Consider the following 24,347-nt stretch of genomic DNA (forward strand, 5'->3'; position numbering starts at 1 on the left):
CAATAACAGGAGCATATCAATGTCTAGTGGGCGAATTCTCTCCGCACGTGCCCCGTCGGAAACTCCGGCCAAGCCCGATAATTCCGGCAAGCAAGCCAAGCTTCAAGACGCATTTCTCAACTTGCTGCGAAAGAACAAGTCACCGGTCACGGTGTTCCTGGTCAAGGGCGTGAAACTGCAAGGAATTGTAACCTGGTTTGACAATTTCTCGCTGCTTTTGCGGCGCGATGGCCAGTCGCAGCTGGTTTACAAGCATGCGATCTCTACCATCATGCCTGGGCAACCGATCGACGCTGAGCAGTTCGCCAGCCAACACGGCAATGCCCGGCAGCGGTTGCTGCAGGATGTTTTTCTTTCACGCGTCAGCGAAGCGGAAGTTCAGGTAACCATGTTCCTGGTCAACGGCGTGATGCTGCAAGGGCGGATTGCCGCCTATGATCTGTTCTGTGTGCTGCTTGAGCGCGACGGTTTCGTGCAATTGGCCTATAAGCATGCTGTATCGACCATTCAGCCCGCTTCGCCGGTGGATCTGGCCGATGATGACTGGGATGGCGACGACTGAGCTTCGACGATGATCTTCTGGGCGAGGTGACGCGCGGCGCGCGCGCACTCGTGCTGTGCCCCGATATCCGTGGCCAGTCCTACGCTATCGACGCTGCCGAACGGCTTGAGGAAGCATGCGGGCTGGCACTGGCGATTGGTGTGGTGATTGCAGATGCGCGGGTGGTGCCGGTGCGCACCATGCGCCCGGGCACGCTGTTCGGTTCAGGACAAGTCGAACAGATCCAGGCCGATTGCGAATTGCACGAAGCCGAGCTGGTCATTGTGGACGGCGCGCTGTCGCCGATCCAGCAGCGCAATCTTGAAGAAAAGCTCAGGCGCAAGGTGATTGACCGCACGGGCCTCATCCTGGAGATATTCGGCGAGCGTGCCGTTACCGCCGAAGGGCGGCTGCAGGTCGAATTGGCGCATCTCGATTACCAGCAGAGCAGGCTCGTGCGCAGCTGGACGCACCTTGAGCGGCAGCGTGGTGGTTTCGGCTTCCTTGGCGGCCCCGGCGAAACCCAGATCGAGGCTGACCGGCGCATGATCCGCCAGCGGATGGCGCGGTTGCGCAAGGAGCTGGAGCAGGTCCGCAAGACCCGCGGTCTGCATCGCAAACGCAGGGGGCGGGCGCCCTGGCCGGTCATCGCGCTGGTGGGTTACACCAATGCCGGCAAGTCGACCCTTTTCAACCGTCTGACAGGCGCGGAGGTGATGGCCGAAGACCTGTTATTCGCCACACTCGATCCAACCATGCGCGCGATTGAGCTGCCAGCGGTCGAAAAGGCGATCCTGTCAGACACAGTCGGTTTCATTTCGGACCTGCCAACCCAGCTGGTCGCAGCTTTCCGAGCTACGCTTGAGGAGGTTACTGGCGCGGATATAATCCTGCACGTTCGCGATATGGCTAACCCGGCCCATGAATCGCAGAAAAAACAGGTGTTGTCCGTGCTGGCAGAGCTTGGCGTAACTGACGACAATGGGGAGAGCACCATCCCGATCATAGAAGCCTGGAACAAGGTTGATTTGGTGTCGGCGTCGCGCGCAGATGAGCTGCGCGAAATGGCCGCGCTTCAGGGTGATGCCTTGGTCATTTCAGCGCAGACCGGCGAAGGTATCGACGCGCTGCTCGAGTGGATCGGCTCGATCCTCACCAAGGAATCGCGCGTTGTCGAGCTGGAATTACCTGCAAGTGATGGCAGGCGCATCGCCTGGCTCCACGCTAATGGCGAAGTGCTGGCAGAACAAGATCTTGGCGGGGGCAGGGAAGGGCCGCTGAGGCAATTCACGGTGCGTCTCAATCCCAAGCAATTGGGACAGTTCGCGCGATTATGACTTGTTTTCGGTGGCCTTGACCCGCTGCCAAAGTGCTTCCTGCTCATCCAGTGACAGGGCGGAGAAATTCCCGTCGGCCAACTGTTCCATTCCACGAAAGCGCCGTTCGAACTTGCGATTGGCGCCGCGCAGAGCCTCCTCGGCATCTATACCATGTGCGCGAACCAGATTGACTGCAGCGAACAGGAAGTCACCCGCTTCCTCAAAACGTTCGGAACTTGAGGTGGCAGCCGCAAGTTCCTCAAGCTCTTCGTTTATCTTTTCAATTGGGCCACTTGGATCGGGCCAATCGAAACCGGTGCGCGCGGCGCGCTTCTGTAGTTTCTGCGCCCGCATCAGCGCGGGAAGCGCATTTGCGACGCCGTCGAGGGCGCTGTTGGCGCCTTTTTGTTTACGTTCAGCGGCCTTGAGCGCTTCCCAGCGGCGATCTTCCATCCGGCCGCTTTCGCCGCCAAAGATATGCGGATGGCGCGCTTCCATCTTGTCCGATATTGCCTTTGCAACGTCCTCGAATGCGAAATAACCGGCTTCTTCCGCCATTTGGGCATGAAAAACTACCTGTAGCAGTAGATCGCCGAGTTCCTCACGCAGTTCGATTATATCGTTACGCTCGATGGCATCGGCGACTTCGTACGCTTCTTCGATCGTGTACGGTGCAATGCTGGAGAAGTCCTGCTTAATATCCCATTCGCAACCGCACTCAGGATCACGCAACCTGGCCATGATCGCCAGCAGGCGGGTGGTTTGCTCGATCACACCAGGATTCCCTGCATCACTCGATTGCGTAAACGGATAATATATATTATGTTAAATGTAAGATGGGTGCTCGTTGGCATATTGGCATTATCCCCCGGGGCCTACGATACTGAAAAGCAGGGCTACAGCGGTAAAGATCGCAGCCCATATCAACCCCATACGCAAGGCTTTGCTCCAACTCAGACGATATGAAGCCAAGGCACTGCCAGCCAAGATCAGCCAACCAAGCAAGGCTACAATCTGGACCGTATTTTCACTCACGCGTACAACTCCATACCGTCATAACCCACAATTACATTTTCCGGTGTTTCAGCCTCAAGCGACGCATAATCCATGGTTTTATCCAAATGGCTCAAGACCAAGCGCCGTGCACCGCAAAGTTTGAACATTTCCAAAGCCATTGCCAAATTTGCATGAGTTGGATGCGGCTCTCGCCTCAAACAGTCACTCACAAGAATATCCACATCGCTAAATAACTTGACCATCTCGTCAGTTATTTCACTGTAATCAGTGGCATAAGCGATGCTCTTTCCATCTGCTTCGAAACGGTAGCCGGTCGTCTCGCTTGGGCCATGCGGCATCTGACACCACTTTACCCCAAAACCAGCATGCATGCGAAGCCGGTCGAGCACTTCAAGCGTAGCAATTGTGGGATAACCGTGCTGCCCAGAGAATATATAGCCGAAGCGCTGCCTCAGCCGATATGCTGTGTCCTGACCAGCAAACCCCGAAATCGGTCCGCTCCGGTCGTACCGTAACGCGCGCAGATCATCGATCCCGTGGCAGTGATCAGCATGGTCATGCGTCCAGAATACACCGTCGAGCCGGTTGATATTGTTATCGAGCAATTGCTGGCGCAGGTCGGTAGAGGTATCCACCAGAAGGCGGTTGCCTGCCGCGCTTTCGATCACGATGGACACCCGGCTGCGTCGGTTACGCGGTTCATCGGGATCGCAATCGCCCCAGTCATTGCCGACGCGTGGTACGCCCATAGAAGTGCCACAACCGAGGACAATCAGCTTCAAAACGCCGCCTTGCTGAATAACTTGCGGAAATTAGCGGTCGTATAGTCGGCCAGAGCTTCGAATTCCTCGCCGCGCAAATCAGCCAGAAATTGAGCTGTATTGGCAACGAAGGCCGGTTCACACGGTTTGCCGCGATGCGGCACCGGCGCCAGGAATGGGCTGTCAGTTTCCACAAGAAGTCTGTCTTGCGGAATTTCACGCGCAATTTCATGTAGCTCGCGGGCATTCTTGAAGGTGACTATGCCCGAAATAGAGATGGTGAGCCCCATTTCGAGCACGCGTTTGCCGAATGCGGCGGAGGCAGTGAAACAATGGATCAGCGCGGGGAAGACGCCCCTCCCCAGCTCGTCTTCGAGAATTTCCAGAGTATCCGCTTCTGCATCGCGAGTGTGGATGATCAACGGCAGTCCGATTTCGCGTGAGACCGTGATATGCATGCGGAATAATTCGCGCTGCGTCGCGCGGTCCGAATGGTCGTAATAATAGTCGAGCCCGGTTTCGCCGATGCCGATCACCCGCCGGTTCTCGCTCGCGGCAAGCAACGCGTCACGCCCCAGATCGGCGTGCTGGTCTGCCTCGTGCGGATGGATCCCGACGCTGGCCCAGACATCACTTTCGCGCTCGGCTGTGGCAACGATCTGTGCCCATTCGCTCTGGCGGGTCGAGATATTGAGGAACTGGCCAACCCCGGCATTGCGCGCCCGCGCTAGCACTTCGGCCTGATCCTCGACCAGGCCTTTGTACTCGAGGTGACAGTGGCTATCGACCAGCATCAGGCGGGCTCGCCTTCAGGCAATTCTAGGCGCGGGAACACGCCCTGTGGCTGTTCGAGCCGGAAACCACTGGCGACAAGACGCGCGAACCATTCATTGTCATCCAGCGCGGCAAAATCACGCTCTCCGGCCAAAATTCCCAACTGGTCGAGCAAAAGGTCGGCAGATTGCGGCACCACCGGTCGAACAGCAATGGCGAGGTGGCGGACGCAGCGGAACAGCGTCATCAGCACTGCCTTCATCCGCTCAGGATCGGTCTTGCGCAGCGCCCAGGGGGCCTGCTCGTCCACATACTGGTTGCAGGCGAAAACCGCGCGCATCCATGCCTCAAGCCCTGCGCTGAAGTTCAACGCCTCGAATTCGCGCGGCAGTTCGGTGCGGCAGGCATCGCGAACGGCACTCTCGAGCGCAAGATCGGCATCTGTCGGCGTGTAGGCATCGCTCAAGGCGCCATCGCAGTTCTTGAAGATCATCGACAGCGTTCGCTGCGCCAGATTGCCGAAGCTGTTGGCCAGTTCGGCATTGGCGCGGTTGACGATCGCTTCGGGCGAATAGCTGCCGTCCTGGCCGAAAGCGATTTCGCGCATGAAGAAATAGCGCAGATTGTCGACCCCGAAGCGTTCGGCAAGTTCCATCGGGTCGACCACATTGCCCGCGCTCTTGCTCATCTTCTCGCCGCCGCGGGCTAGCAGGAAACCGTGCGCGAACACCTGCCGGGGCACGGGCAGGCCCGCGCTCATCAGGAAGGCCGGCCAGTAAACCGCGTGGAAACGCACGATATCCTTACCGATCATGTGGATGTTGGCGGGCCAGTATTTGCGGAACATCTCGCCATCGGCGTCGGGAAAGCCGACGCCAGTCATATAGGTCGTGAGCGCATCGACCCACACATACATCACATGGCCTTCGGAATTCGGCACCGGCACACCCCAGTCGAAGCTGGTGCGCGAAACGCTCAGGTCCTTCAGCCCGCCCTCGACGAAGCGCATCACTTCGTTGCGGCGGCTTTCCGGACGGATGAAATCGGGGTTGTCGCGATAATATGCGAGCAATTTGTCCTGATAATTCGACAGGCGGAAGAACCATGTCTCCTCCGCCGTCCAATCCACCGGCGTACCCTGGGGCGAGAGCATGTCGCCCCCTTCCCCCTCGATCAGCTCGCTTTCGTCATAAAAGGCTTCGTCACGGACTGAGTACCAGCCTTCATAGCGGTCCAGGTAGAGATCGCCTGCCGCTTCCATTCGGCGCCAGAGTTCGACGCTGGCCGCATGGTGGCGCGGTTCGGTAGTGCGCACGAAATCATCGTATGACAGGTTGAGCCTGTCAGCCATTTCGCGGAAATAACCCGACATTTCATCAGCCAGGGCTATCGTCGCCCGGTCCAGTTTGCGGGCGGTCTGGTCCATCTTGAGCCCGTGTTCGTCCGTGCCGGTGACGAACCGCACATCGCGCCCCCGCGCACGCTGGAAACGTGCCATCACATCGGTCGCTATCCCTTCATAGGCATGGCCGATGTGCGGCCGACCATTGGGATAGTTGATTGCGGTGGTGATATAGAATGGTTCAGCCATGGGCCGGTTCGCTAGCGCCAGCAGCGCGCGCAAGCAAGCTGGCGATTTCACCCGCCAGCAGGCCGGGATCGAAATTATAGGTCGGCGCTTGCCCTGCCAGAACTACCAGTTCCTGATGTGCTTCAATCAGCGCAGTCTGGCTTTGCGGATCGGCATCCGGCAATGCCTGTGCCAGCGTGGTCCGCGCAAGCTCGAGCACGGCACGCATTCGGTCACGATCAGGCCGCGGCCCGATTGCTGCAGCCAGCTGACCTCGCAGTTCAAAGCCGGGGTCGCCCTGGGAGGCCAGGCGGCGCATGGCGTTCGCTACGGCACCAAGTTCCTGTTCAAGGAAATTGCGCGCGGAGACAAGCGATCCACCGGACATCTTGACGGCCAATTCACACTGTTCGGCTTTAATGCCTGGGAATTCCTGTGCCAGCTGCTGCGCAATTTCAGCATCGCCTAGCGCTACGAAGCGCAGCATGCGGCAGCGCGATCGGATCGTCGGCAGAAGACCTGCCGGGCGGTGTGTGACGAGTAGAAAAAACGTGCCCACGGGCGGTTCCTCGAGGCTCTTCAACAATGCGTTCGAGGCGCTGCGCTCCATGTCGTCTGCCGGGTTGACAATGATCACCCGCCGCGCGCCAAGTGTTGGGCGGGTCGTCAGCCGCTGCTGCATCGCACGGATCTGGGATACGGCAATGTTGCGCTTTACCTCGAAGGGCTTGCCTTCGTCACGCTTGCGCTCTTCCTGGTCGTCTTTGGGCAGGTGCGTCAGGATCAGGATATCGGGGTGTTGACCGGCGGGCTGCGGAATACCCTCCTCCGCCACCAGCGCCCTCGCAGCCGCCAACGCAAAGTCATGTTTGCCGATGCCCGCTTTGCCTGCCAATATCCACGCATGGTGCATCCGCGCGCCGTCCATGGCATTGCGCCATTGCGCCCAGGCTGTAGCGTGATTGGGCCATTCCATCCGCCTCAACCCTCCAGAATCGGGGCTAGCGTATCCATGATGCGCGCATGGACAGTCTCGGGATCGCCTCCGGCGTCGATCACTGCAAAACCCTTTGGGTCTTCCTCGGCATAGCGCCGGAAGGCATCCGCAACTGCCCGGTGATAGGCAGAATTGCGTCCGCCGATGGCGTCGCTGCTGTCCCCGTCCCGGGCCGCGAGCCGGGCGGCAACCTGCTCGTCATCAGCCTGGAGCAGGATGGTAAGATCGGGGCGGAGCCCGCCGCTGCCGATCTCATGTAGCGTGGTGATTGCCGTATCGCCCAATGCGCCGGCGCTACCCTGATAGGCCCGGCTTGAATCGACAAAGCGGTCCGAAATCACCCATTCCCCGCGCTCCAGTGCTGGACGGATCCGGCGCGCAACATGGTCTGCGCGGGCAGCGGCAAATAACAGCGCCTCTGCCTGCGGTCCCCATCCCTCTCCGGGTGGATCGAGCAGCAATTTGCGGATCGCTTCAGCGCCGGGAGTCCCCCCCGGTTCGCGCGTAAGTTGAACTTTCAGCCCACGGGCCTCAAGCGCATCAACCAGCAGTTTTGCCTGGGTTGACTTGCCTGCCCCCTCCCCCCCTTCAAGAGCAATGAATCGGCCGCGCATTATCCGAACCACCCCAGAACGCCATTAACTACGCGCGCGAAAACACCGGCTTCGGCAACATCTTCACCAGCTGCGAGCGGAAGGCGCGAGGGCTCCATCCCCTCAACCGATATTTCGAGGTCAGCCACATGTTGCCCCTTTCTGATCGGCGCGCGCAATGGCCCGTTATACCTCACGGCCAACCGAATTTCGGGGTTTTCCCCTAGAGGAAGCGTGGCCGCGATGGCCTGCGGAGCAAGCAAAGGAACCTTGCGGCTCTGGCCACCTTGAACCCGGGCTTGCTCAATCACCTCACCCGCCCTGAACAGCGGGCGGTTCTCGAACGCCTTAAAGCCCCATTCGAGATAGGCGCGAGCTGCCCTGTCGCGCACTCTCGGACGATCAGCGCCCGCGACCACCAAGATCAAACGGCGGCCATCGCGCTGGGCAGAACCAAGGAAACCAAAGCCCGCCTCGTTGGTAAAGCCCGTCTTGATACCGTCACCCCCTGGCACCTGGCCGGTAAACGGATCATGGTTGGGCTGGGTGATGCCGCGATAAGTGAGTTGGCGGTGACCGAAAAAGCGCTTGTATCGCTGCGGATGGCGCTGGACCAGCGCGGCACCCAATTTTGCCAGATCGCGCCCCGTCACGAAGGTCCGCCCCTCGTCCGGCCAACCATTAGGGGTGCCGAAATGACTGTTCGCCATCCCGATTTCGCGCGCCTTGGCATTCATCAATCGCGTCCATTCCGCCAGGGAACCCGCGGTACCTTCTGCCAGCACAACCGAAGCATCATTGGCCGAAACCGTGGTGATGCCGAACAAGAGAGCTGATACCGGAAGTTCATCACCCGCGCTCAGGAACATGGTCGAACCGACCCCGCCCCATTTGCGAAACGCGGCAGGATCAAAGCGCATTCGCTGGTCAAGCTTCAGGCGACCTTCCTCGATCATTTCGAAGGCGAGGAAAGCGGTCATGGTCTTGGTGATCGAGGCAGGCATGAAGCGGCGATCGGCATTGCGCTGGTGCAACACCTGCCCGCTTGAGAGGTCGACCAGGATAGCGATGGCGGCTTCATCATGCGCAGGTGGCGCACGAACGAGATCGCGCGCATTCGCTGGCTGCGCAGCTGCCAAAACGACACTGCACAGCATCGCAATCATGTAGGAAATGTGCCGCAATCCGCGCTCCTTAAGCATGCCAGTGGCTATAACCACTCGCCTGCGTCAATGCGAGCTTTTGCCCGGGGCTATCCCCTTTGCTCTTGCCGGGTTTCAGCGGGCAATCTCGTCGCCGAGCAACCCCACGCTAATGGCATAGTAATTGGAGCAATTATATTCGAGGATCGCGCGATAGTTCGAGGTGAGCAGCCATGCAGGCGTGCCTGGCCCGTCAGGCTGGAACAGGGTTGCCAGCACATCATCGCCAATCGTGCGCTGGGCCTTAACGCCCAATGCGCGCCATTCGGCCACCGTCTTCCATTGACTGTGCCGTTCATGGACACGGGGGCAGACCTGGGCGACCAGCCTGGTCTTGAGCGCGTCTATATCGAGATCATCGGGGACGGTCGCCGGCACCCCCCATGGCTGGCCTGCCCGCCAACCGGCAAAGCGCAGGTAGTTGGCGATCGAAGCGAAAGTGTCGGCGCGGTTGGTGAAGATGTTCGCGCGCCCATCCCCGTCGCCATCCCTGGCCAGCTTGAGATAGATGCTCGGGAGGAATTGCGGGTTTCCCATAGCGCCTGCCCAGCTACCGACCAGCTCTTCGCGGCCGTAACCCTTGTCAGCTACCTTCATCAAGGCAATAAATTCATTGGCAAAAAGCTCCCGCCGGCGCCCTTCCCAGGCTAGTGTTGCGAGCGAGCGGGCGAGATCGAAATTCCCCCGGATGCGGCCGTAGCTGGTTTCGTGTCCGAAAATCGCGATGATCACTTCGGCAGGCACGCCATATTCGGCCTCGACTGCGAGCAGGGCGGCGCGGTTGGCGGCGAAAACCTCGCGCCCGCCCGCGATTCGCACCGAATTGACATGGGTCGCAATATAAGGCGCCAGCGCCGGATATCCGCTGCGCGTGGGCGTTCCCGGCTGCGCCCGGTCGAGCCGGATTACCCGGTCATTGGGCGAGAGGTCCGAGGTCATGCGCTGGAGGGTGGTTTCGCTGACCCCTTCGGCGCGCGCGCGGGCGATCAGGAGCTGGAGATAGGCGTCAAACGACAGTTCTCCCAAATTTTCTGGCTGATCAGGACCTGCAACTTGCGCTTGCGCCGGCACCGGATTCACCGCGAGGCTGGACAGCGCAATTGCGCAGAGGAAGGGTTTCAGGGCCATGACGGCGTTCTGCCATGGCAGCGATGAACGGTCCATGATCTCGGATCGCTTATCCTTAATTCGCATACCCATTCTTCATCGCGCTGCGAACGGCGCACGATCAGTGGTGACAATAACCGATTCGCACGCTAGCGAGCGTCGCCAGCGGACAGGTGGCAGAGCGGTTGAATGCAGCGGTCTTGAAAACCGCCGTGGGTGAAAGCCCACCGTGGGTTCGAATCCCACCCTGTCCGCCATCGCTCCAATAAAATCAATTAGTTAGAGGCCATTTTGGGGCTTTGCCATACCGCTTGGCCTAACTGAGGTTTTCCACAGGCAAACCTATCCCTTTGCGCGTTTGGACCTGTTCAGGCGCTGGCTTGGCGGGAATCGGCCTCGCTCAATGCCAACACCACCTCCGGCGCTAGGTTCCGCAGCTCAATCAGCAACATCATCTTAGCCCCGTCAATCGTGAACGTGCCATCGCCGTTGTTGCATTCGCGTAGGTCTGCGCAGGCACGGAAAGCGCCTTCAACACGGTTGGCTAGGTCAGCGTCCATTGTTAGTTCTTAAAGCCAGACAATATCCATCTGGATGCGCGATAGATAACCACGACAACGAGTGTCACCATTGGGCCAAGAATTAGCCAAGCAGCCGCAGCCAATACCTCGCCCTCAATGAAAAGGCCGACCATGGCAAAGAGGCAGAAGATCGCCCAAGCTACGCCAGCAACAATGCCAAAGCGTCTGATTCCCTCATCCCAATTCATCGAAATCCTCAACTCTTCTAAGGGGTTAGGGATAGCTTCAGGTGGACGGCATTGCAATCCTAATCTGCGCGCTCAAGTCGCTGGCTTGGCGGGAATAGGTGATCGTCTGCCGCGCATCTCTGGCCCGGAAAAGCCCTCCAAAGCTCCGCCCTACTCGCGCCCGCGCTTGATGATTGCGTCGATCTGATCGCGCAGCTTCGGATCCCATTCCGACCGCAATTCCCGTATCCTGGCCAGTAGCGGCTCGTTTTCCCACGAGGGGATGTCGAGCCGGTAAAGATCGGCCACCTCGACCATTGAGCGGCGGTCCATTTCCTGGAAGGCATCAGCCATGGCCCGCGACGATTGCTGATCGGCCCCCAGCGCTTCGAAAGCGGAGCGCCCCATTCGCAGCGCACCGTCATAGGTTTCCCGGATTATGTCGCGACAGCCCATCGCCCACAGGTGATAGACATGATCGCGATCCTTGGCCCGGGCGATCACGTGCAGCCTGGGAAAATTGCTGGTGGCATAGCGCACGAGCTTGTCGATCTGTTCGCGCTCATCCAGTGCCACGATCAGCAGCTTCGCCCGCTCGATCCCGGCACTGGCGAGCAGGTCAGGCCGGGTTGCATCGCCGTAGAAGCTCCTGACTCCGAATTTCTTGAGCTGCTCGATATGCTCGCTGTCATAGTCGATCACGGTCGCGCGGTGCCCCGCAGCATCGAGCATCCGGTCAACAATCCCGCCCATGCGCCCGCGCCCGGCAATGATGATCGGATGCTCCTCGTCGATCGTGTCCGCCACACGCTCGGCCTGTGCCGTGCAATAGGCACGCGCCACGAATCTGTCGTAGATGATGAACAGCAGCGGCGTGAACAACATCGTCAGAGCGACAACCAGCAGCAGCAGGTCGGCCAGTTCACGGGTGAGAACGAAGTTGGCGGCGGCGAATGCAATCAGGACAAAGGCAAACTCGCCCGCTTGCGGGAGGCTGAAAGAGAATAGCCAACCAGCTTGCCCGCGGATGCCAGCGACGCGGGCCACTGCCGCCAGCACCAGCAGCTTCACCGCAATGACCACAGCCGCCCAGAATACGACCGTGCGCCACTCCTGTGCAGCCAATTCGAAATCGATCCCGGCGCCTACGGTGATGAAGAACAGGCCCAGCAGCAGGCCCTTGAAAGGGTCAATATCGCTCTCAAGCTCGTGCCGGTATTCGCTATTCGCCAGCACTACGCCGGCAAGGAACGTGCCCAGCGCGGGCGAGAGGCCGACCAAGCTCATCAGCAGCGCGATCCCGATGACAAAGACAAGCGCGGTTGCGGTGAAGAGCTCGCGCAGGTTGGCCCTGGCGATATAGCGAAACACCGGTCGGGTGAGATAAGCCCCGATGAAGACTACTGCACCGATGGCACCCAGTGTGACCAGCCCTCCCAGCCACGCGGGCATCCCCCCAGTGATGTCCAGCGCCGGGCCATGCGCCTGCCCCGCCTCCTGTGCGGCGGCCCCTGCCATCGCGGCAATTTCGGGCAGGGCCAGCAGAGGCAAAATGGCAAGGATCGGGATCACCGCGACGTCCTGAAACAGCAGCACTGCGAAGCTCGCCTGCCCGCCCTCGCTTCGCAGCAGGCCCTTTTCGGTCAGCGACTGCACCACAATGGCCGTGGATGAGAGCGCCAGGATCATGCCGATCGCCAAGGCGGTCTGCCATTGCTCGCCTGCCAGCAAGGCGGTCCCGGCAATGGCCAGTGCCGAAAACAGCACCTGCCCGCCGCCAAGGCCGACCAGCCGCCGCCGCATCTCCCACAATTTGCGGGGTTCCATCTCCAGCCCGATGATGAACAGCATCATCACCACGCCGAATTCGGCAAAAACCTGGAGCGCCTCGACATCGACCTTCAGCGCGCCCAGCACCGGCGCGATGGCCATGCCCGCAAGCAGGTAACCAAGCACCGAGCCAAGGCCAAAGCGTGCCGCCAGCGGTACGGCGACCAGCCCGGCGGCCAGGATCAAGAAGGCGAGGATCAGGAAGCCGGTCATTACGCCTTCCTGTCAGCCTCCACTCAGATGTGCAACGCCCGCCCGTAAGCGCTTAGCACGCTTTCGTGCATCATTTCGGACAGCGTGGGGTGCGGGAACACGGCCTGCATCAGCTCCGCCTCGGTCGTCTCGAGTTGTTTGCCCACGGTATAGCCCTGGATCAGTTCGGTTACTTCGGCGCCGATCATGTGCGCGCCCAGCAGTTCGCCGGTCTTCGCATCGAACACGGTCTTGGTGAAGCCTTCCGCCTCGCCCAGCGCAATCGCCTTGCCATTGCCGATGAAGGGGAAATTGCCGACCTTAACCTCGTATCCGGCTTCCTTGGCCTTGGCTTCGGTCATGCCGACGCTGGCGATCTGCGGGCGGCAATAGGTGCAGCCGGGGATGTTATTGCGGTCGAGCGGGTGCGGGTGCGTGTCCTTGTTGCCCAGCTCCTGCGCGATCGCTTCGGCTGCGGTCACGCCCTCATGGCTTGCCTTGTGCGCCAGCCAGGGGCCGGGCGTGCAGTCGCCGATCGCCCACAGCCCCTTGGCTTTGGTGCGGCCATAGGGATCGATCTGGATGAAACCGCGGTCCATCTCCACCAGCTTGTCGAGCCCGATATTCTCGGTGTTCGGCACGATGCCGATGGCGACGATGGCGTGGCTGAACTCGTGCTCAGCGACCTTGCCGTCCTTGTCCTTGATTTTCGCCTTCACTCCGGTGGCGCTGGCCTTGAGGTCCTCGACTCCCGCGCCAGTCATGATCGTCATGCCTTGCTTGGTGAGCGATTTCTCGAGGAAGGCGGAGACATCCGCATCTTCCACCGGCACTACCCGGTCGAGCATTTCGACCACAGTCACGTCCGCGCCCATGTCGTTGTAGAAGCTGGCGAATTCGATCCCGATCGCGCCAGAGCCGATCACCAGCAGCTTCTTCGGCATTTCGGGCGGCGTCATGGCGGTGCGATAGGTCCAGATGCGCTTGCCGTCTGCGGGCGCAAAGGGCAGGTCGCGCGCACGGGCTCCGGTGGCGACGATCACGTGCTTGGCGGTGAGCTTTTCCTCACCCTTGTCTGATTTCACCGTCAGCGAGGTCGCGCCGGTCAGCGCGCCCTCGCCCATGTGGACGGTGATCTTGTTCTTCTTCATCAGGTGCGTGACGCCCTGATTGAGTTGTTTGGCCACCCCGCGGCTGCGCTTCACCACCGCCTCAAGATCGGCCTCTATCCCTTTGGCAACAAGGCCATAATCCTTGGCGTGCTGTATGTAATGGAATATCTCGGCCGAACGCAGCAGCGCCTTGGTCGGGATGCAGCCCCAGTTGAGGCAGATACCGCCCAGATTCTCACGCTCGACGATGCCGGTTTTCAGGCCCAGCTGCGCACAGCGAATCGCCGCGACATAGCCGCCGGGTCCGGAGCCGAGAACGATGACGTCATAACTAGCTGACATTACTGCATTACCTCTTTCAGAGTCCTACAGGATGGAACACATGGAACACGGTCCTGATGATGAATTCGCTCCGGACAGAGCGGCCCATTACTATCGCAAAGCGGCGGCTAGAGTGGTGAGCGGACATCCCGAACTCATCGCATGAATTGCGTTTTGTAGGACAGCCAGCTGATCACACCACCAGCCCCATCGGGTTTTCGCAGAGCTGCTGGAACGCCTGCATCAGCGCCGCGCCGTCGGCGCCGTCGATCGCACGGTGGTCGAAGCTGCCAGTGGCGCTCATAACCGTCGCCACGGAAAGCGCGCCATCGACCACCCAGGGCCGCTGCTCACCCGCGCCCACCGCCAGGATCATGCCCTGCGGCGGGTTGATCACCGCGTCGAACTGTTTGGTTCCGAACATGCCGAGGTTGGAGAGGCTGGCGGTGCCGCCCTGGTATTCGTGCGGCTGAAGCTTGCCTTCCTTGGCCTTGCCCGCCAGTTCCTTCATCTCGGTGCTGATCTGCGCCAGCCCCTTGCGGCCTGCATCGCGGATGATCGGGGTGATGAGGCCCGAAGGCGCCGCCACCGCAACCGAGATATCCTGCCGCGAATATTGGTGCAGCACATCGCCCTGGAAGCTGACATTGCATTTGGGCACGCGGGCCAGCGCGCGGGCGAGCGCCTTGATCAACAGATCGTTGACCGAGAGCTTGACCCCGTCGGGTTCGAGCGAGGCGTTGAGCTGCGAACGCAGCTTCAAGAGCGCATCAAGCCGCACGTCCACGGTAAGGTAGATATGTGGAACGGTCTGCTTGGCCTCGGTCAGGCGGCGGGCGATGACCTTGCGGACATTGTTGAGCTTCTGTTCTTCGTAAGGCGCGTCAAGATCGCCGCCAAGCTGCGGTGCTGGTTGCTGGGCCTTGGCTGCCTGTCCTTCGGCAGGCTCAGTACGAGCGGAGGGGGCTGCAGATGCTCCCTCGAGATCGGCCTTGACGATGCGCCCGTTCGGGCCGCTGCCCTTGATGGCCGAAAGATCGAGCCCTTTTTGCTCAGCAATGCGCTTGGCCAAAGGTGATGCAACGATACGATCACCGGATGGCGCGGGTGCAGCTGAAGCCGGTGCCGGAGCTGACGCCGCCGGCGCGGGTTCTGACGCCGCCGAAGCCGGGGCGGCATCTGTCGCAGGTGACGGCGTAGGTGAAGGTGCAGGTGCAGGCGCCGAGGCCGCCGCGTCCACATCTTCGCCTTCCTCCGCAAGCACGGCGATAACCGTGCCAACCTTGACGTTTTCGCTACCCTCTTCGACCGCGATCGATACCAGCGTGCCTTCATCGACGGCTTCGAATTCCATCGTCGCCTTGTCGGTTTCGATTTCCGCCATGATATCGCCAGACTTGATCTGGTCACCCGGTTTCACCAGCCACTTTGCAAGCGTGCCTTCTTCCATGGTGGGCGAGAGAGCGGGCATCTTGATTTCAATCGGCATCGCTGGAGAGATTCCCTTTCCTTTACGCGACGTAAGCCTGTGCCGAATTCGCGAGGCTGGGGCAAGGTTCTTGCGAAGAATACGTTTTCAGCAGATACCCTGCGACAAAGGGAGCCACAATTCATGCGCGTCTTTTTGGTAGTGATTGACGAGACCGATGAGGCCCGTTCGGCCTTGCGGTTTGCGGCGCGCCGCGCGGGTGCTGTGGACGGCGGCGTGCACATCCTTGCGCTGGTTCCGCAACAGAACATCAGCGCCTTTGGCGGGGTGCAGGCGACGATCGAACAGGAAGCGCGCGACCGCGCGGAAATGCTGGCGCATGGTGCGGCCGGCAGCCTGCTGGCCGAAATGGGCGTGATGCCCACGATTTCGGTGATCTTGGGCGGGGGGCAGCGCGTGATTCGCGAATATCTTGATCAGCATAAAGAGGTGGCTGCGCTGGTGCTCGGTGCTGCATCGGGAAGCAATCCCGGCCCGCTCGTGACGCATTTCTCTGCCAATGTCGGCACCCTGCCCTGCCCGCTCTACATAATTCCAGCGGACTATGACGAGGAAGCAGGCGCAATCTAGCGTTTTGGCCAGTTAACGCTTGCGGCGCCCCTGGTGGCGAATGTTGCCTGGTCTGCCGCGTTTTCCGGCCATTCGCTTGCCTTCTGGTTTTTCGCTGCGGCGCGGCGGCGGCCGGTGGCCGCGCGGTTCGATTTCCTGCCCCTCGCCATCAACCGGCACGAATTTGAGCGCGCCGGTAAGCGGATTGGCCTCTGCCAGCTTGAGCTTGAGCTTGTCGCCCATGGCATAGCGGGTGCCGCTGCTTTCGCCGACCAGCACCTGCGCCGCCTCCTCATAGCGAAAGTGCTCGCGGCCCAGTGTGGAGACCGGCACCAACCCGTCGCCGCCCAGCCCCGTGATCGTGGCGAAGAAGCCGAAGGCCTGCACCCCGGTGATGCGGGTGTCGAAAATTTCGCCCACCCGGCTTGAAAGCCAGGCCGCGACATAGCGATCGATCGTATCGCGTTCGGCCTCCATCGCGCGCCGCTCTGCCTGGCTGATCGCGTCGGAAACCTGCTGCAGGCTGGAACGGTCGCGGTCAGAAAGTCCGGTGCTGTCCGGGAGATGGCCCTCCGGCTTGGGTTGCTCGAGCTTGTAGGCATCGACCAGCGCGCGGTGCACCAGCAGATCGGCATAGCGCCGGATCGGCGAAGTGAAATGGGCGTAGCTGCCCAGCGCAAGCCCGAAATGCCCGGCATTGCTCGGCCCATAATAGGCCTGCATCTGGCTGCGCAGCACCGCCTCCATCACCTGCGCCTTTTCGCCCTCGTCGCTCACATCCTTGAGCATGCGATTGAACAGCGAGGGGGTGATGACCTGGCCCAGCGCCAGCTTGCGCCCGAAGGTGGCGAGATAGTCACGCAGCGCCAGCAGCTTCTCGCGCGCGGGCGGTTCATGCACTCGGTAAACCACCGGCGCGGTCTTGGCCTCGAGTGCCTTGGCCGCCGCAACATTGGCGGCGATCATGAAATCCTCGACCACGCGGTGCGCGTCGAGCCGTTCGCGAACTGCGATTTCCGCGATCTGGCCTTGCTCGTCGAGCACCACGCGGCGTTCGGGCAATTCGAGTTCGAGCGGATCGCGCGCATGGCGCGCCTTTTCCAGCGCCCGCCAGCAGGCCCATAAATGCTTCAGGTGCTCTGGCGCGGTGCCATCATCTATCGCCGTCTGCGCATCTTCATAGGCGATGTTGTGCGTGATCCGCACCAGCGCGCGGGTGAAATGGAACTTCGTAACATTGCCCTGCCCGTCGACCCGCAGATGGCACGCCATCGCCGCGCGGTCCTCGCCTTCGCGCAGCGAGCATACATCGGCGCTGAGCACTTCGGGCAGCATCGGCACGACCCGGTCGGGGAAATAGACCGAATTGCCGCGCTTGCGTGCTTCGCGGTCGAGTGCGCCGCCGGGTCGCACATAGTAGCTGACATCGGCAATCGCGACGAGCGCGTTGAAACCGCCCTGCCCGTCAGGTTCTGCCCAGATCGCATCGTCATGGTCACGCGCGTCGGCCGGATCGATTGCAATGATTGGCAGGTGTCGCAAATCCTCGCGGTGTTCGCTGCTGAGCGCCAGTTTGGCCGCCTCTTCCGCTTCGCGCAGCGCCTCTTCCGGGAACACATGCGGGATGCCGTGCTTGGCAATGGCAATCAGGCTGAAACTGCGCGGCGCCAGTGGATCGCCCACCACTTCGATGACCTTGACGCCTGAACGATCAGAGCGCCCCACCCGCTCGGCGATCACCAGCTGGCCTTCCTCCGCCTCGCCCAGATCGGCGATTGGCGACGAATTGCGGACGCGCTTGTCGACCGGGGCAAGCCAGGCCTTGCCGCTGCCATCGATTTCCACCACGCCCATCAGCCCTTCGGTGCGCGCGGGCAGTTTTTTCATCGGATGCGCGATCCAGCCGCGCCCGGTTTCCTCGGTCCGCGAGAGCACGCGGTCCCCGCGTTTGAGCGCCGGCATCCGTTTTCCGCCTTTGCCCTTCAATTCGCGCATGGTCAGGCGCGGTGGTTCACCGGGCGCGTCAGGCGACCAATTGTCAGGAATGGCGATCGCTTCGCCATCCTCGATCTCGATCACGCGCAGCACGGTTACCTTGGGCACACCGCCCATGCGGTGATAGGCGGCTTTCTTGCCGTCGATCATGCCTTCTTCGGCCATGTCCTTGAGCAGCCGTTTGAGCGCGATCTTTTCCTGGCCCTTGAGGCCAAACGCCTTGGCAATCTCGCGCTTGCCAGCCGGAATGTCAGACGATTGAAGGAATTCGAGTATCTGTTCCTTGCTGGGCATGCCTTGAGGGCGCTTGGTTGGAGCTTTCGCCAAATCAGTAAGCCCGTCCGATCAAAATCCGTTCAACCGCAGCCTCGCCGGTGAAGATACACTTATCGTCGGCAGGCGCCGCGTCGCGCGGTACGTTGCGGATCGTCAGCTTGTGTGCCTTCAATGTTTCGACCACCCTTTCCAGCACGGCACCAGTCGGTTTCGACCATTGCACCTCGAGCCAGCCGGGGAATTTCCTGGAACCGTCATAGAAGGCGGCGACTTCATCGAGTGAAGTGACCCCGCGGGTGATATTGGCATCGCGGCGCGCGGCAGCCTCGTCGAACAGGGACTGCTGGATATCGGCCAACAGTGCATCGATTCCGCTGACGCATTCTTCGCGCGCCATGAACTGGAACGAGGCCTTGCCAGTTTCCGTGTTCCACAGCCTGTCACGACGGATCATCGCCACCTTGCCTTCCGCCATGTCGCGCGGGCCGACTTCGATAATCACGGGCGCGCCCTTGCGTACCCAGCCCCAGCGCTTGGCCGCAGCCTGGCCAGGCTTTTTGTCGAGCAGCACGCGCACCGGTTCGCCCATCGAATGTTGAACGGCCAGTTGACGATGGAGCTCTTCGCAATATGCCAGCACGTCCGCATCCTCAGGCTTGTCACGCAGCATCGGAATGATCACCACTTGCTGTGGCGCGATCCTGGGCGGCACACGCAGCCCGTCATCATCGCCATGGGTCATGATAACGCCGCCGATCATGCGGGTCGACATGCCCCAGCTGGTGGTGTGGCAGAATTGCTCGCGGCCTTCGCGGTCCTGAAACTTGATCCCCGCAGCATGGGCGAAATTGGTGCCGAGATAATGACTGGTGCCGGCCTGCAGCGCCTTGCCGTCCTGCATCATCGCCTCGATTGACCAGGTTTCAACTGCGCCTGGAAAACGCTCGTTCTCCGGCTTTTCTCCCGCGATCACCGGCAGCGCCATATCCTCTTCAGCGCAGGCACGATACATTTCCAGCGCACGGTGGGTTTCCTCCAGTGCCTGCTCGCGGTTTTCATGCGCGGTATGCCCTTCCTGCCACAGGAACTCGCTGGTGCGCAGGAACATGCGGGTGCGCATTTCCCACCGGACGACATTGGCCCATTGGTTGGTCAGCAGCGGCAGGTCACGCCAGCTCTGTATCCAGCGCGCCATGGCATCGCCGATGATCGTTTCAGAAGTCGGCCGCACCACCAGCGGCTCTTCCAGTTTCGCCTCAGGATCGGGGATCAACCTGCCCTTGCCATCGGAGATCAGCCGATGATGGGTGACAACCGCCATCTCCTTGGCGAAACCCTCGACATGTTCGGCCTCGCGCTCGAAATTCTTCAAGGGGATGAAGATTGGAAAATAGCAGTTCTGGACGCCTGCAGCCTTGATCCGGTCATCCATCAGGCGCTGGATGCGTTCCCAGATACCATAGCCCCACGGCTTGATGACCATGCAACCGCGCACACCCGATTCCTCGGCCATGTCGGCGGCGGAGATGACCTCCTGATACCATTGGGAAAAGTCGTCCTCGCGTTTGACGTCGAGGGCATGGCGGATCTGGGACAAGGGGAATTTCCTGCTTTGGGTGGACGCGGCGCCTGCCTTGCGGCGGCGCAAATTGCGCTATTTGCTGAGTTCGTCGAGCTTCTTTTGCATGTCGGCCATCTGCTTGCGGAGTGCCGCAATCTCGTCAACCGATGCGCCATCACTCTTGTCGCTTCGCTTGCCGGAGCCGGGCAGAAAAGCCTCGGTTGCGGCGCGCATCATTGCCATGTTCGTTTCATGGATCCTGGCCAGCGGATTGTTCGCCAGCCCCTTTTCGAATGCTTCGCGGATCTTGCCCTGATTCTCGCGGAAATTGGCCATTGCCGCTTCGAGATAGGACGGCATCATCGCCTGCATCGAATTGCCATACATGCTGATCAACTGGCGCAGGAAACTGACGGGCAGCATCTGCTCGCCGTTCGATTCCTCGTCCATGATGATCTGGGTAAGAATGGAATGGGTAATGTCATCGCCGGTCTTGGCGTCGAGCACCTGAAACTCCACATTGTCGCGCACCATCGCCGCCAAGTCGTCAAGCGTGATATAGCTCGAGGTGCTGGTGTTGTAGAGCCGCCGGTTGGCGTATTTCTTGACGATCACGGTTTCGCCTGCGCCCGCGTTTTTCTTGGCCATTTGCTGCAGTCCTGCTGAATTGATGCTGCGGCCTTAGCACCTGCACAATGTGCAGCGCAACATGGGTTAGGGGGATTTGAGGCGCTGCCCCAAAACGGTAAGCAATTCATATTGCGAAAGGCCGCTAATCTGCGCTGCGTCGGGCAGGTGATAGGGGATCTGGACCCAGTCGCCCTCTGCCACTTCCGGGGCCTGTGACAAATCCACCACCACCATATCCATCGACACCCTGCCCAGCAGCGGCAGGCGCTTATCGCCGCGCAGCAGGAAAGCGCCCTTCCCGCCCCAGGATCGCAGCAGACCATCGGCATAACCGATCGAGACGACACCCACGCGCATTTCGCCTGGAGCAGTGAAGGTGGCGTTATAGCCCACCTTGTCGCCTGCGGACAGCTGGCGGGTCTGGATTATCGCAGCTTCCGGCGCCGCGACCTGGCGGATTTCCCCGGCCAGTTCCTTCCGCGGGACCCCGCCGTAAAGCGCCAGGCCGGGGCGGGTTACGTCGAAGTGATAGTCGCGCCCCAGTGCAATCCCTGCGCTGTTGGCGAGGCTGGCAAATTGGTGCGGTATCGCGGGGAGCAGGGCGCGGAAATTGCCGAGCTGCTGCGCATTCATGGCGCTGTCCTCGTCGGCGCAGGCGAGGTGCGAGATGAGGCCGATCACTTCGAGTTGGGCGATCAGCGTATCGCCTGTTTCGTGGGGCGAAATGCCGAGCCGGTTGATTCCCGTATCCAACATCAGATGGCACGGCCCGCCCCCGCTCTCGATCCACAACTTTGACTGTGCCAGCGAATTGATTATCGGCAGCACCTTGCGCGCGCGGGCATAAGCGGCGTCGCCAGCGGTCAGCGGACCGTGCAGCACGGCAATCTGGTCTGACGGCACATGATGCGCGACCCCGCCTACCTCACTCCAATGTGCGACGAAAAACAGCTCCGCCCCGGCAGCACGCAGCGTGGGCAGGCAGGCATCGACGCCCAACCCGTAACAATCGGCTTTCACCGCCGCGCCCGCCCGCGCGCTACCGCTCATCCGGTCAAGCGTGCGCCAGTTGTGAGCAAGCGCTTCCCGGTCGATCCTCAGGCGCAGGCTGGGGGTAGGATGATCAACCTGCATCGTCGGCGAAATCTCGCGGCGGCCCGTCAGGCAGGCCCCACCATGCCACGACGATACCGAATGCAACCACGCCCCAAGTGTACCACAGGCCGGAATAGATATCGCCAGTGCTGGCCACGATCACGCCAGCGATCAATGGCAGGAAGCCGCCGAGATAGCCGGCCCCGATATGATAGGGGATCGACATCGAGCTGTAGCGAATGCGCGGCGGAAACATTTCCGACAGCAGCGCCGCAACCGAGCCATAGGTCAGCGCCGAAAGCGCGCTGAGTACCAGCAGAATGGCAACAATCCCGACGATATTGATGAACGGCGGCGTCTGACGCGAGAAGTCGAAGCCCGCCTGGGTCAGCCGGGCTTGAACTGCCTCGCTCCGCAGCTTGCCGTCATCGAACCAGGCCGGATCGATTGCGACAGGGGCGCCGCCGATCGAGAGCGCGAGCGCATCGTCGGGCTGAAGCTGATAACTCACCCCGCTCGAAATAAGCGTGCCAAGCAGCTTGCCGCAATCGCTCTGCTCGCGGTCGAACAGCTCGGCAAAGGGATCGGTCGAACATTGCGGACCGCTTACCACCACCGGGCTGCGTTCGGAGGCTTCGGCCAAGCCTGGGTTGGCCAGGCTGCCCATCGCCCAGAAGCTGGGAAAGATCAGCAGCAGGGTCAGGGCCGCACCGATCATGATCGGTTTCTTGCGGCCCACCCGGTCTGACCACCTGCCGACGAAAATATAGAAGGTCATGCCAATCAGGCCCGCGACAAGCAACGTCAGCTCAACGGTCAGCTCATCCAGCCGCATTTCGCGCTGAAGGAATGACAAGCTGGAGAAGAAGGCCGAATACCAGATCGTGGTGAGGATACCCGTGACGCCGAACAGGGCCACGAAGATGCGCTTCTTGTTGCCGGGATAGGTGAAGCTTTCGACAAACGGATTACCGGCAATCTGGCCCTCTGCCTTCATCGCCTGGAACACCGGGCTTTCGGACAGCTTGAGCCGCATCCACAGCGATATGCCGAGCAGAACGATCGACAGCAGGAACGGCACGCGCCAGCCCCAATCGTTGAACTCCTGTTCCGGGATCAGGAAGCGGCAGGCAAGCACGACAATGATCGACAGGATGAACCCGCCCACCACCGATGCCTGGATGAAGCTGGTGTAGAAGCCCCGCTTTTCCGGTGGAGCGTGCTCCGCAACATAGATCGCCGCGCCGCCATATTCGCCGCCCAGCGCCAGTCCCTGAAGAATTCGCAGCACGATCACAATTGCCGGAGCCCACAGCCCGATACTTTCCGCGCTTGGCACCAGGCCGACCCCCGCAGTGGCAATACCCATCAGTGTAACCGTCACCAGGAAGGTATACTTGCGCCCCAGCCGGTCACCCAGAAAACCGAACATGATCGCGCCCAGCGGGCGGAAACCGAAGCCGATCGCGAAACCGGCCCACACCAGCAGAACCTGCAGGGTCTCGTTGTCGCTGGGGAAGAAGGCCTTTCCGATCAGCGCGAAAAGCGTGCCGTAGATGAAGAAATCATACCATTCGAAAACGGTGCCTGCCGAACTTGCCCCGATAACCAGCCTTATCTCTTTCTCGCTGGGCTCCCGGATGGCCGGCTGTACAGTCTTTGACATGGTTTTTGCGCTCTCCCCGTTGCCACAAGGTCGTGGCTCTAGCCGTTGCCATCCGCCTTGCAAAGCGCCTCTGCTGCGGCCCTCCACGGCAATAGCAGGGCACCGTGCCGCGCCGGATAGTGGCGCGCGGTACGCAGGGCAGCGAAACCTGGCCAATCGGGCATTGGTGCGTCAGCCGAGTCCAGCCAGTTTTCGAGCGCGCGCAAGGTTGTTGCGAGTTCCGACGCGTTGCGACCGCACGCATTCGCTGCAAAAATCGCTGCGGAACCCTGACCCACCGCGCAGGCGGTAACCGCCATTCCCAAACGGGAAATCCCGCCCCGGTCATCGGTTTCGAGAGCGATCCTGATGCTGCTGCCACAGGTTTTCGAGCGTGCCTCACCGCTGTGCGAAAACACACCCGAGAGCGGATAGTTCGCCAGCTCGGTTGCGAGTGACAGGAGTTCGGGAGTGTATAGTTTGCCTGCGCTGGCGGCGCTCATCCCGCAACCTTCGCTTCAGCCAGCAAGCGCGCGCGGCGTTCGGCGATCATTTCTACCAGCTCGCGTGAGCTCGCATCGATCACGTGATAGGTGCGCGCGGTAGTGATCCAGACCGGGCGGCCCTTGTATCCCCACACGGTATCGTAGCCCAGCACCAGCAGCGAGAAGGCGAACACCACGATCAGCCCGCCCTTCAGCATACCGAAGCCGAAACCGAGAACGCGATCGATTGGCCCCATGATGGAATTGCGCGATGCCTGGCCCACGTTGTTTGCGATCAGCTTCATCGCTGCATAGGGAATCAGCAGCAACAATGCGAATGCCAGAAGGGCGGTGGTCGTTTCCGAATCAAAAAATTCAAGTAACTGGTTGGTCAGCGGCGTATGCAGCTGATGAATCGCAAAGGCGGCCAGCACCCAGGCTGCCAGTGACAGGACTTCCTGCACCAGCCCGCGCATGAAGCCACCGATCGCGGCAATGCCGACGATCGCGAATACGATAAGGTCAAACCCGTTCATGG

22 protein-coding genes and 1 tRNA gene are annotated in these 24,347 nt (G+C 60.9%); 4 read left to right on the forward strand and 19 right to left on the reverse strand.

Translation table 11 applies throughout. The features are described from left to right. Nucleotides 1-19: 19 nt before the first annotated feature. Nucleotides 20-562 (forward strand): RNA chaperone Hfq, encoded by a 543-nt coding sequence (hfq, locus tag ACX2DJ_RS08955; protein ID WP_462572152.1) that lies wholly within the window; start codon nucleotides 20-22, stop codon nucleotides 560-562. Between the two features lie 26 nt (nucleotides 563-588). Continuing rightward, nucleotides 589-1,878, forward strand: a complete 1,290-nt coding sequence (gene hflX / locus ACX2DJ_RS08960; protein ID WP_462572154.1) for a GTPase HflX — start codon at nucleotides 589-591, stop codon at nucleotides 1,876-1,878. Here hflX and mazG read toward each other — a convergent pair. From mazG to ACX2DJ_RS09000, 8 genes are all read right to left on the reverse strand, one after another. Further along, a complete protein-coding gene (mazG, locus tag ACX2DJ_RS08965) occupies nucleotides 1,873-2,634 on the reverse strand; it encodes a nucleoside triphosphate pyrophosphohydrolase (protein WP_462572155.1) in 762 nt (253 codons plus the stop codon). The genes hflX and mazG overlap by 6 nt on opposite strands. A 257-nt stretch (nucleotides 2,635-2,891) precedes the next feature. After that, a complete protein-coding gene (locus ACX2DJ_RS08970; protein ID WP_462572156.1) occupies nucleotides 2,892-3,659 on the reverse strand; it encodes an MBL fold metallo-hydrolase in 768 nt (255 codons plus the stop codon). Further along, nucleotides 3,656-4,432: a TatD family hydrolase gene (locus tag ACX2DJ_RS08975; RefSeq protein WP_462572157.1), complete on the reverse strand. Its 777-nt coding sequence runs from the start codon at nucleotides 4,430-4,432 to the stop codon at nucleotides 3,656-3,658. Before ACX2DJ_RS08975 ends, ACX2DJ_RS08970 begins: the two co-directional genes overlap by 4 nt. Then, the gene (metG, locus tag ACX2DJ_RS08980; protein ID WP_462572159.1) at nucleotides 4,432-6,003 is read right to left on the reverse strand and encodes a methionine--tRNA ligase; all 1,572 of its coding nucleotides are present in this window, start codon (nucleotides 6,001-6,003) and stop codon (nucleotides 4,432-4,434) included. The genes ACX2DJ_RS08975 and metG overlap by 1 nt, the downstream gene beginning before the upstream one ends. Continuing rightward, a complete protein-coding gene (locus ACX2DJ_RS08985) occupies nucleotides 5,996-6,958 on the reverse strand; it encodes a DNA polymerase III delta subunit-related protein (protein ID WP_462572160.1) in 963 nt (320 codons plus the stop codon). Before ACX2DJ_RS08985 ends, metG begins: the two co-directional genes overlap by 8 nt. A gap of 5 nt (nucleotides 6,959-6,963) precedes the next feature. Then, nucleotides 6,964-7,596 (reverse strand): dTMP kinase, encoded by a 633-nt coding sequence (gene tmk, locus ACX2DJ_RS08990; RefSeq protein ID WP_462572576.1) that lies wholly within the window; start codon nucleotides 7,594-7,596, stop codon nucleotides 6,964-6,966. Continuing rightward, complete coding sequence (locus tag ACX2DJ_RS08995) at nucleotides 7,593-8,774, reverse strand: D-alanyl-D-alanine carboxypeptidase family protein (protein WP_462572161.1); 1,182 nt, start codon at nucleotides 8,772-8,774, stop codon at nucleotides 7,593-7,595. The genes tmk and ACX2DJ_RS08995 overlap by 4 nt, the downstream gene beginning before the upstream one ends. Nucleotides 8,775-8,849: 75 nt before the next feature. Further along, nucleotides 8,850-9,902: a lytic murein transglycosylase gene (locus ACX2DJ_RS09000; RefSeq protein ID WP_462572577.1), complete on the reverse strand. Its 1,053-nt coding sequence runs from the start codon at nucleotides 9,900-9,902 to the stop codon at nucleotides 8,850-8,852. A 146-nt stretch (nucleotides 9,903-10,048) separates the two neighbouring features. Between ACX2DJ_RS09000 and ACX2DJ_RS09005 the strand changes: the two genes are divergently transcribed. After that, nucleotides 10,049-10,138 (forward strand) — tRNA-Ser (locus ACX2DJ_RS09005). A 111-nt stretch (nucleotides 10,139-10,249) separates the two neighbouring features. Here ACX2DJ_RS09005 and ACX2DJ_RS09010 read toward each other — a convergent pair. From ACX2DJ_RS09010 to ACX2DJ_RS09025, 4 genes are all read right to left on the reverse strand, one after another. Next, entirely contained in the window at nucleotides 10,250-10,441 is a 192-nt protein-coding gene (locus ACX2DJ_RS09010; protein ID WP_462572162.1) for a hypothetical protein, read from the reverse strand. Between the two features lie 359 nt (nucleotides 10,442-10,800). Further along, nucleotides 10,801-12,672 (reverse strand): cation:proton antiporter domain-containing protein, encoded by a 1,872-nt coding sequence (locus tag ACX2DJ_RS09015; RefSeq protein ID WP_462572163.1) that lies wholly within the window; start codon nucleotides 12,670-12,672, stop codon nucleotides 10,801-10,803. A 23-nt stretch (nucleotides 12,673-12,695) separates the two neighbouring features. Further along, nucleotides 12,696-14,105: a dihydrolipoyl dehydrogenase gene (gene lpdA / locus ACX2DJ_RS09020; RefSeq protein ID WP_462572165.1), complete on the reverse strand. Its 1,410-nt coding sequence runs from the start codon at nucleotides 14,103-14,105 to the stop codon at nucleotides 12,696-12,698. Nucleotides 14,106-14,277: 172 nt separating this feature from the next. Further along, nucleotides 14,278-15,573, reverse strand: a complete 1,296-nt coding sequence (locus ACX2DJ_RS09025; protein WP_462572166.1) for a pyruvate dehydrogenase complex dihydrolipoamide acetyltransferase — start codon at nucleotides 15,571-15,573, stop codon at nucleotides 14,278-14,280. 123 nt (nucleotides 15,574-15,696) lie between these two features. Between ACX2DJ_RS09025 and ACX2DJ_RS09030 the strand changes: the two genes are divergently transcribed. Beyond that, nucleotides 15,697-16,143: a universal stress protein gene (locus ACX2DJ_RS09030; RefSeq protein ID WP_462572167.1), complete on the forward strand. Its 447-nt coding sequence runs from the start codon at nucleotides 15,697-15,699 to the stop codon at nucleotides 16,141-16,143. A 12-nt stretch (nucleotides 16,144-16,155) separates the two neighbouring features. Here the strand turns inward: ACX2DJ_RS09030 and rnr are convergent, their stop codons facing one another. The 7 genes from rnr to ACX2DJ_RS09065 form a co-directional block, all read right to left on the reverse strand. After that, a complete protein-coding gene (gene rnr, locus ACX2DJ_RS09035) occupies nucleotides 16,156-18,411 on the reverse strand; it encodes a ribonuclease R (RefSeq protein WP_462572168.1) in 2,256 nt (751 codons plus the stop codon). A gap of 34 nt (nucleotides 18,412-18,445) precedes the next feature. Further along, nucleotides 18,446-19,990 (reverse strand): proline--tRNA ligase, encoded by a 1,545-nt coding sequence (gene proS / locus ACX2DJ_RS09040; protein WP_462572169.1) that lies wholly within the window; start codon nucleotides 19,988-19,990, stop codon nucleotides 18,446-18,448. A gap of 57 nt (nucleotides 19,991-20,047) precedes the next feature. Continuing rightward, nucleotides 20,048-20,602, reverse strand: coding sequence for a polyhydroxyalkanoate synthesis repressor PhaR (gene phaR / locus ACX2DJ_RS09045; RefSeq protein WP_462572170.1), 555 nt, complete (start codon nucleotides 20,600-20,602; stop codon nucleotides 20,048-20,050). A gap of 66 nt (nucleotides 20,603-20,668) precedes the next feature. After that, complete coding sequence (gene alr, locus ACX2DJ_RS09050; RefSeq protein WP_462572171.1) at nucleotides 20,669-21,718, reverse strand: alanine racemase; 1,050 nt, start codon at nucleotides 21,716-21,718, stop codon at nucleotides 20,669-20,671. After that, on the reverse strand, nucleotides 21,708-23,345 hold the full coding sequence (locus ACX2DJ_RS09055; protein WP_462572172.1) for an MFS transporter: 1,638 nt from the start codon (nucleotides 23,343-23,345) through the stop codon (nucleotides 21,708-21,710). Before ACX2DJ_RS09055 ends, alr begins: the two co-directional genes overlap by 11 nt. Nucleotides 23,346-23,383: 38 nt before the next feature. Next, complete coding sequence (locus ACX2DJ_RS09060) at nucleotides 23,384-23,827, reverse strand: iron-sulfur cluster assembly scaffold protein (RefSeq protein WP_462572173.1); 444 nt, start codon at nucleotides 23,825-23,827, stop codon at nucleotides 23,384-23,386. After that, entirely contained in the window at nucleotides 23,824-24,345 is a 522-nt protein-coding gene (locus tag ACX2DJ_RS09065; protein ID WP_462572174.1) for a CvpA family protein, read from the reverse strand. The genes ACX2DJ_RS09060 and ACX2DJ_RS09065 overlap by 4 nt, the downstream gene beginning before the upstream one ends. Nucleotides 24,346-24,347 lie beyond the last annotated feature (2 nt).

It is taken from the genome of Altererythrobacter chaiwopuensis (genome assembly GCF_054957755.1).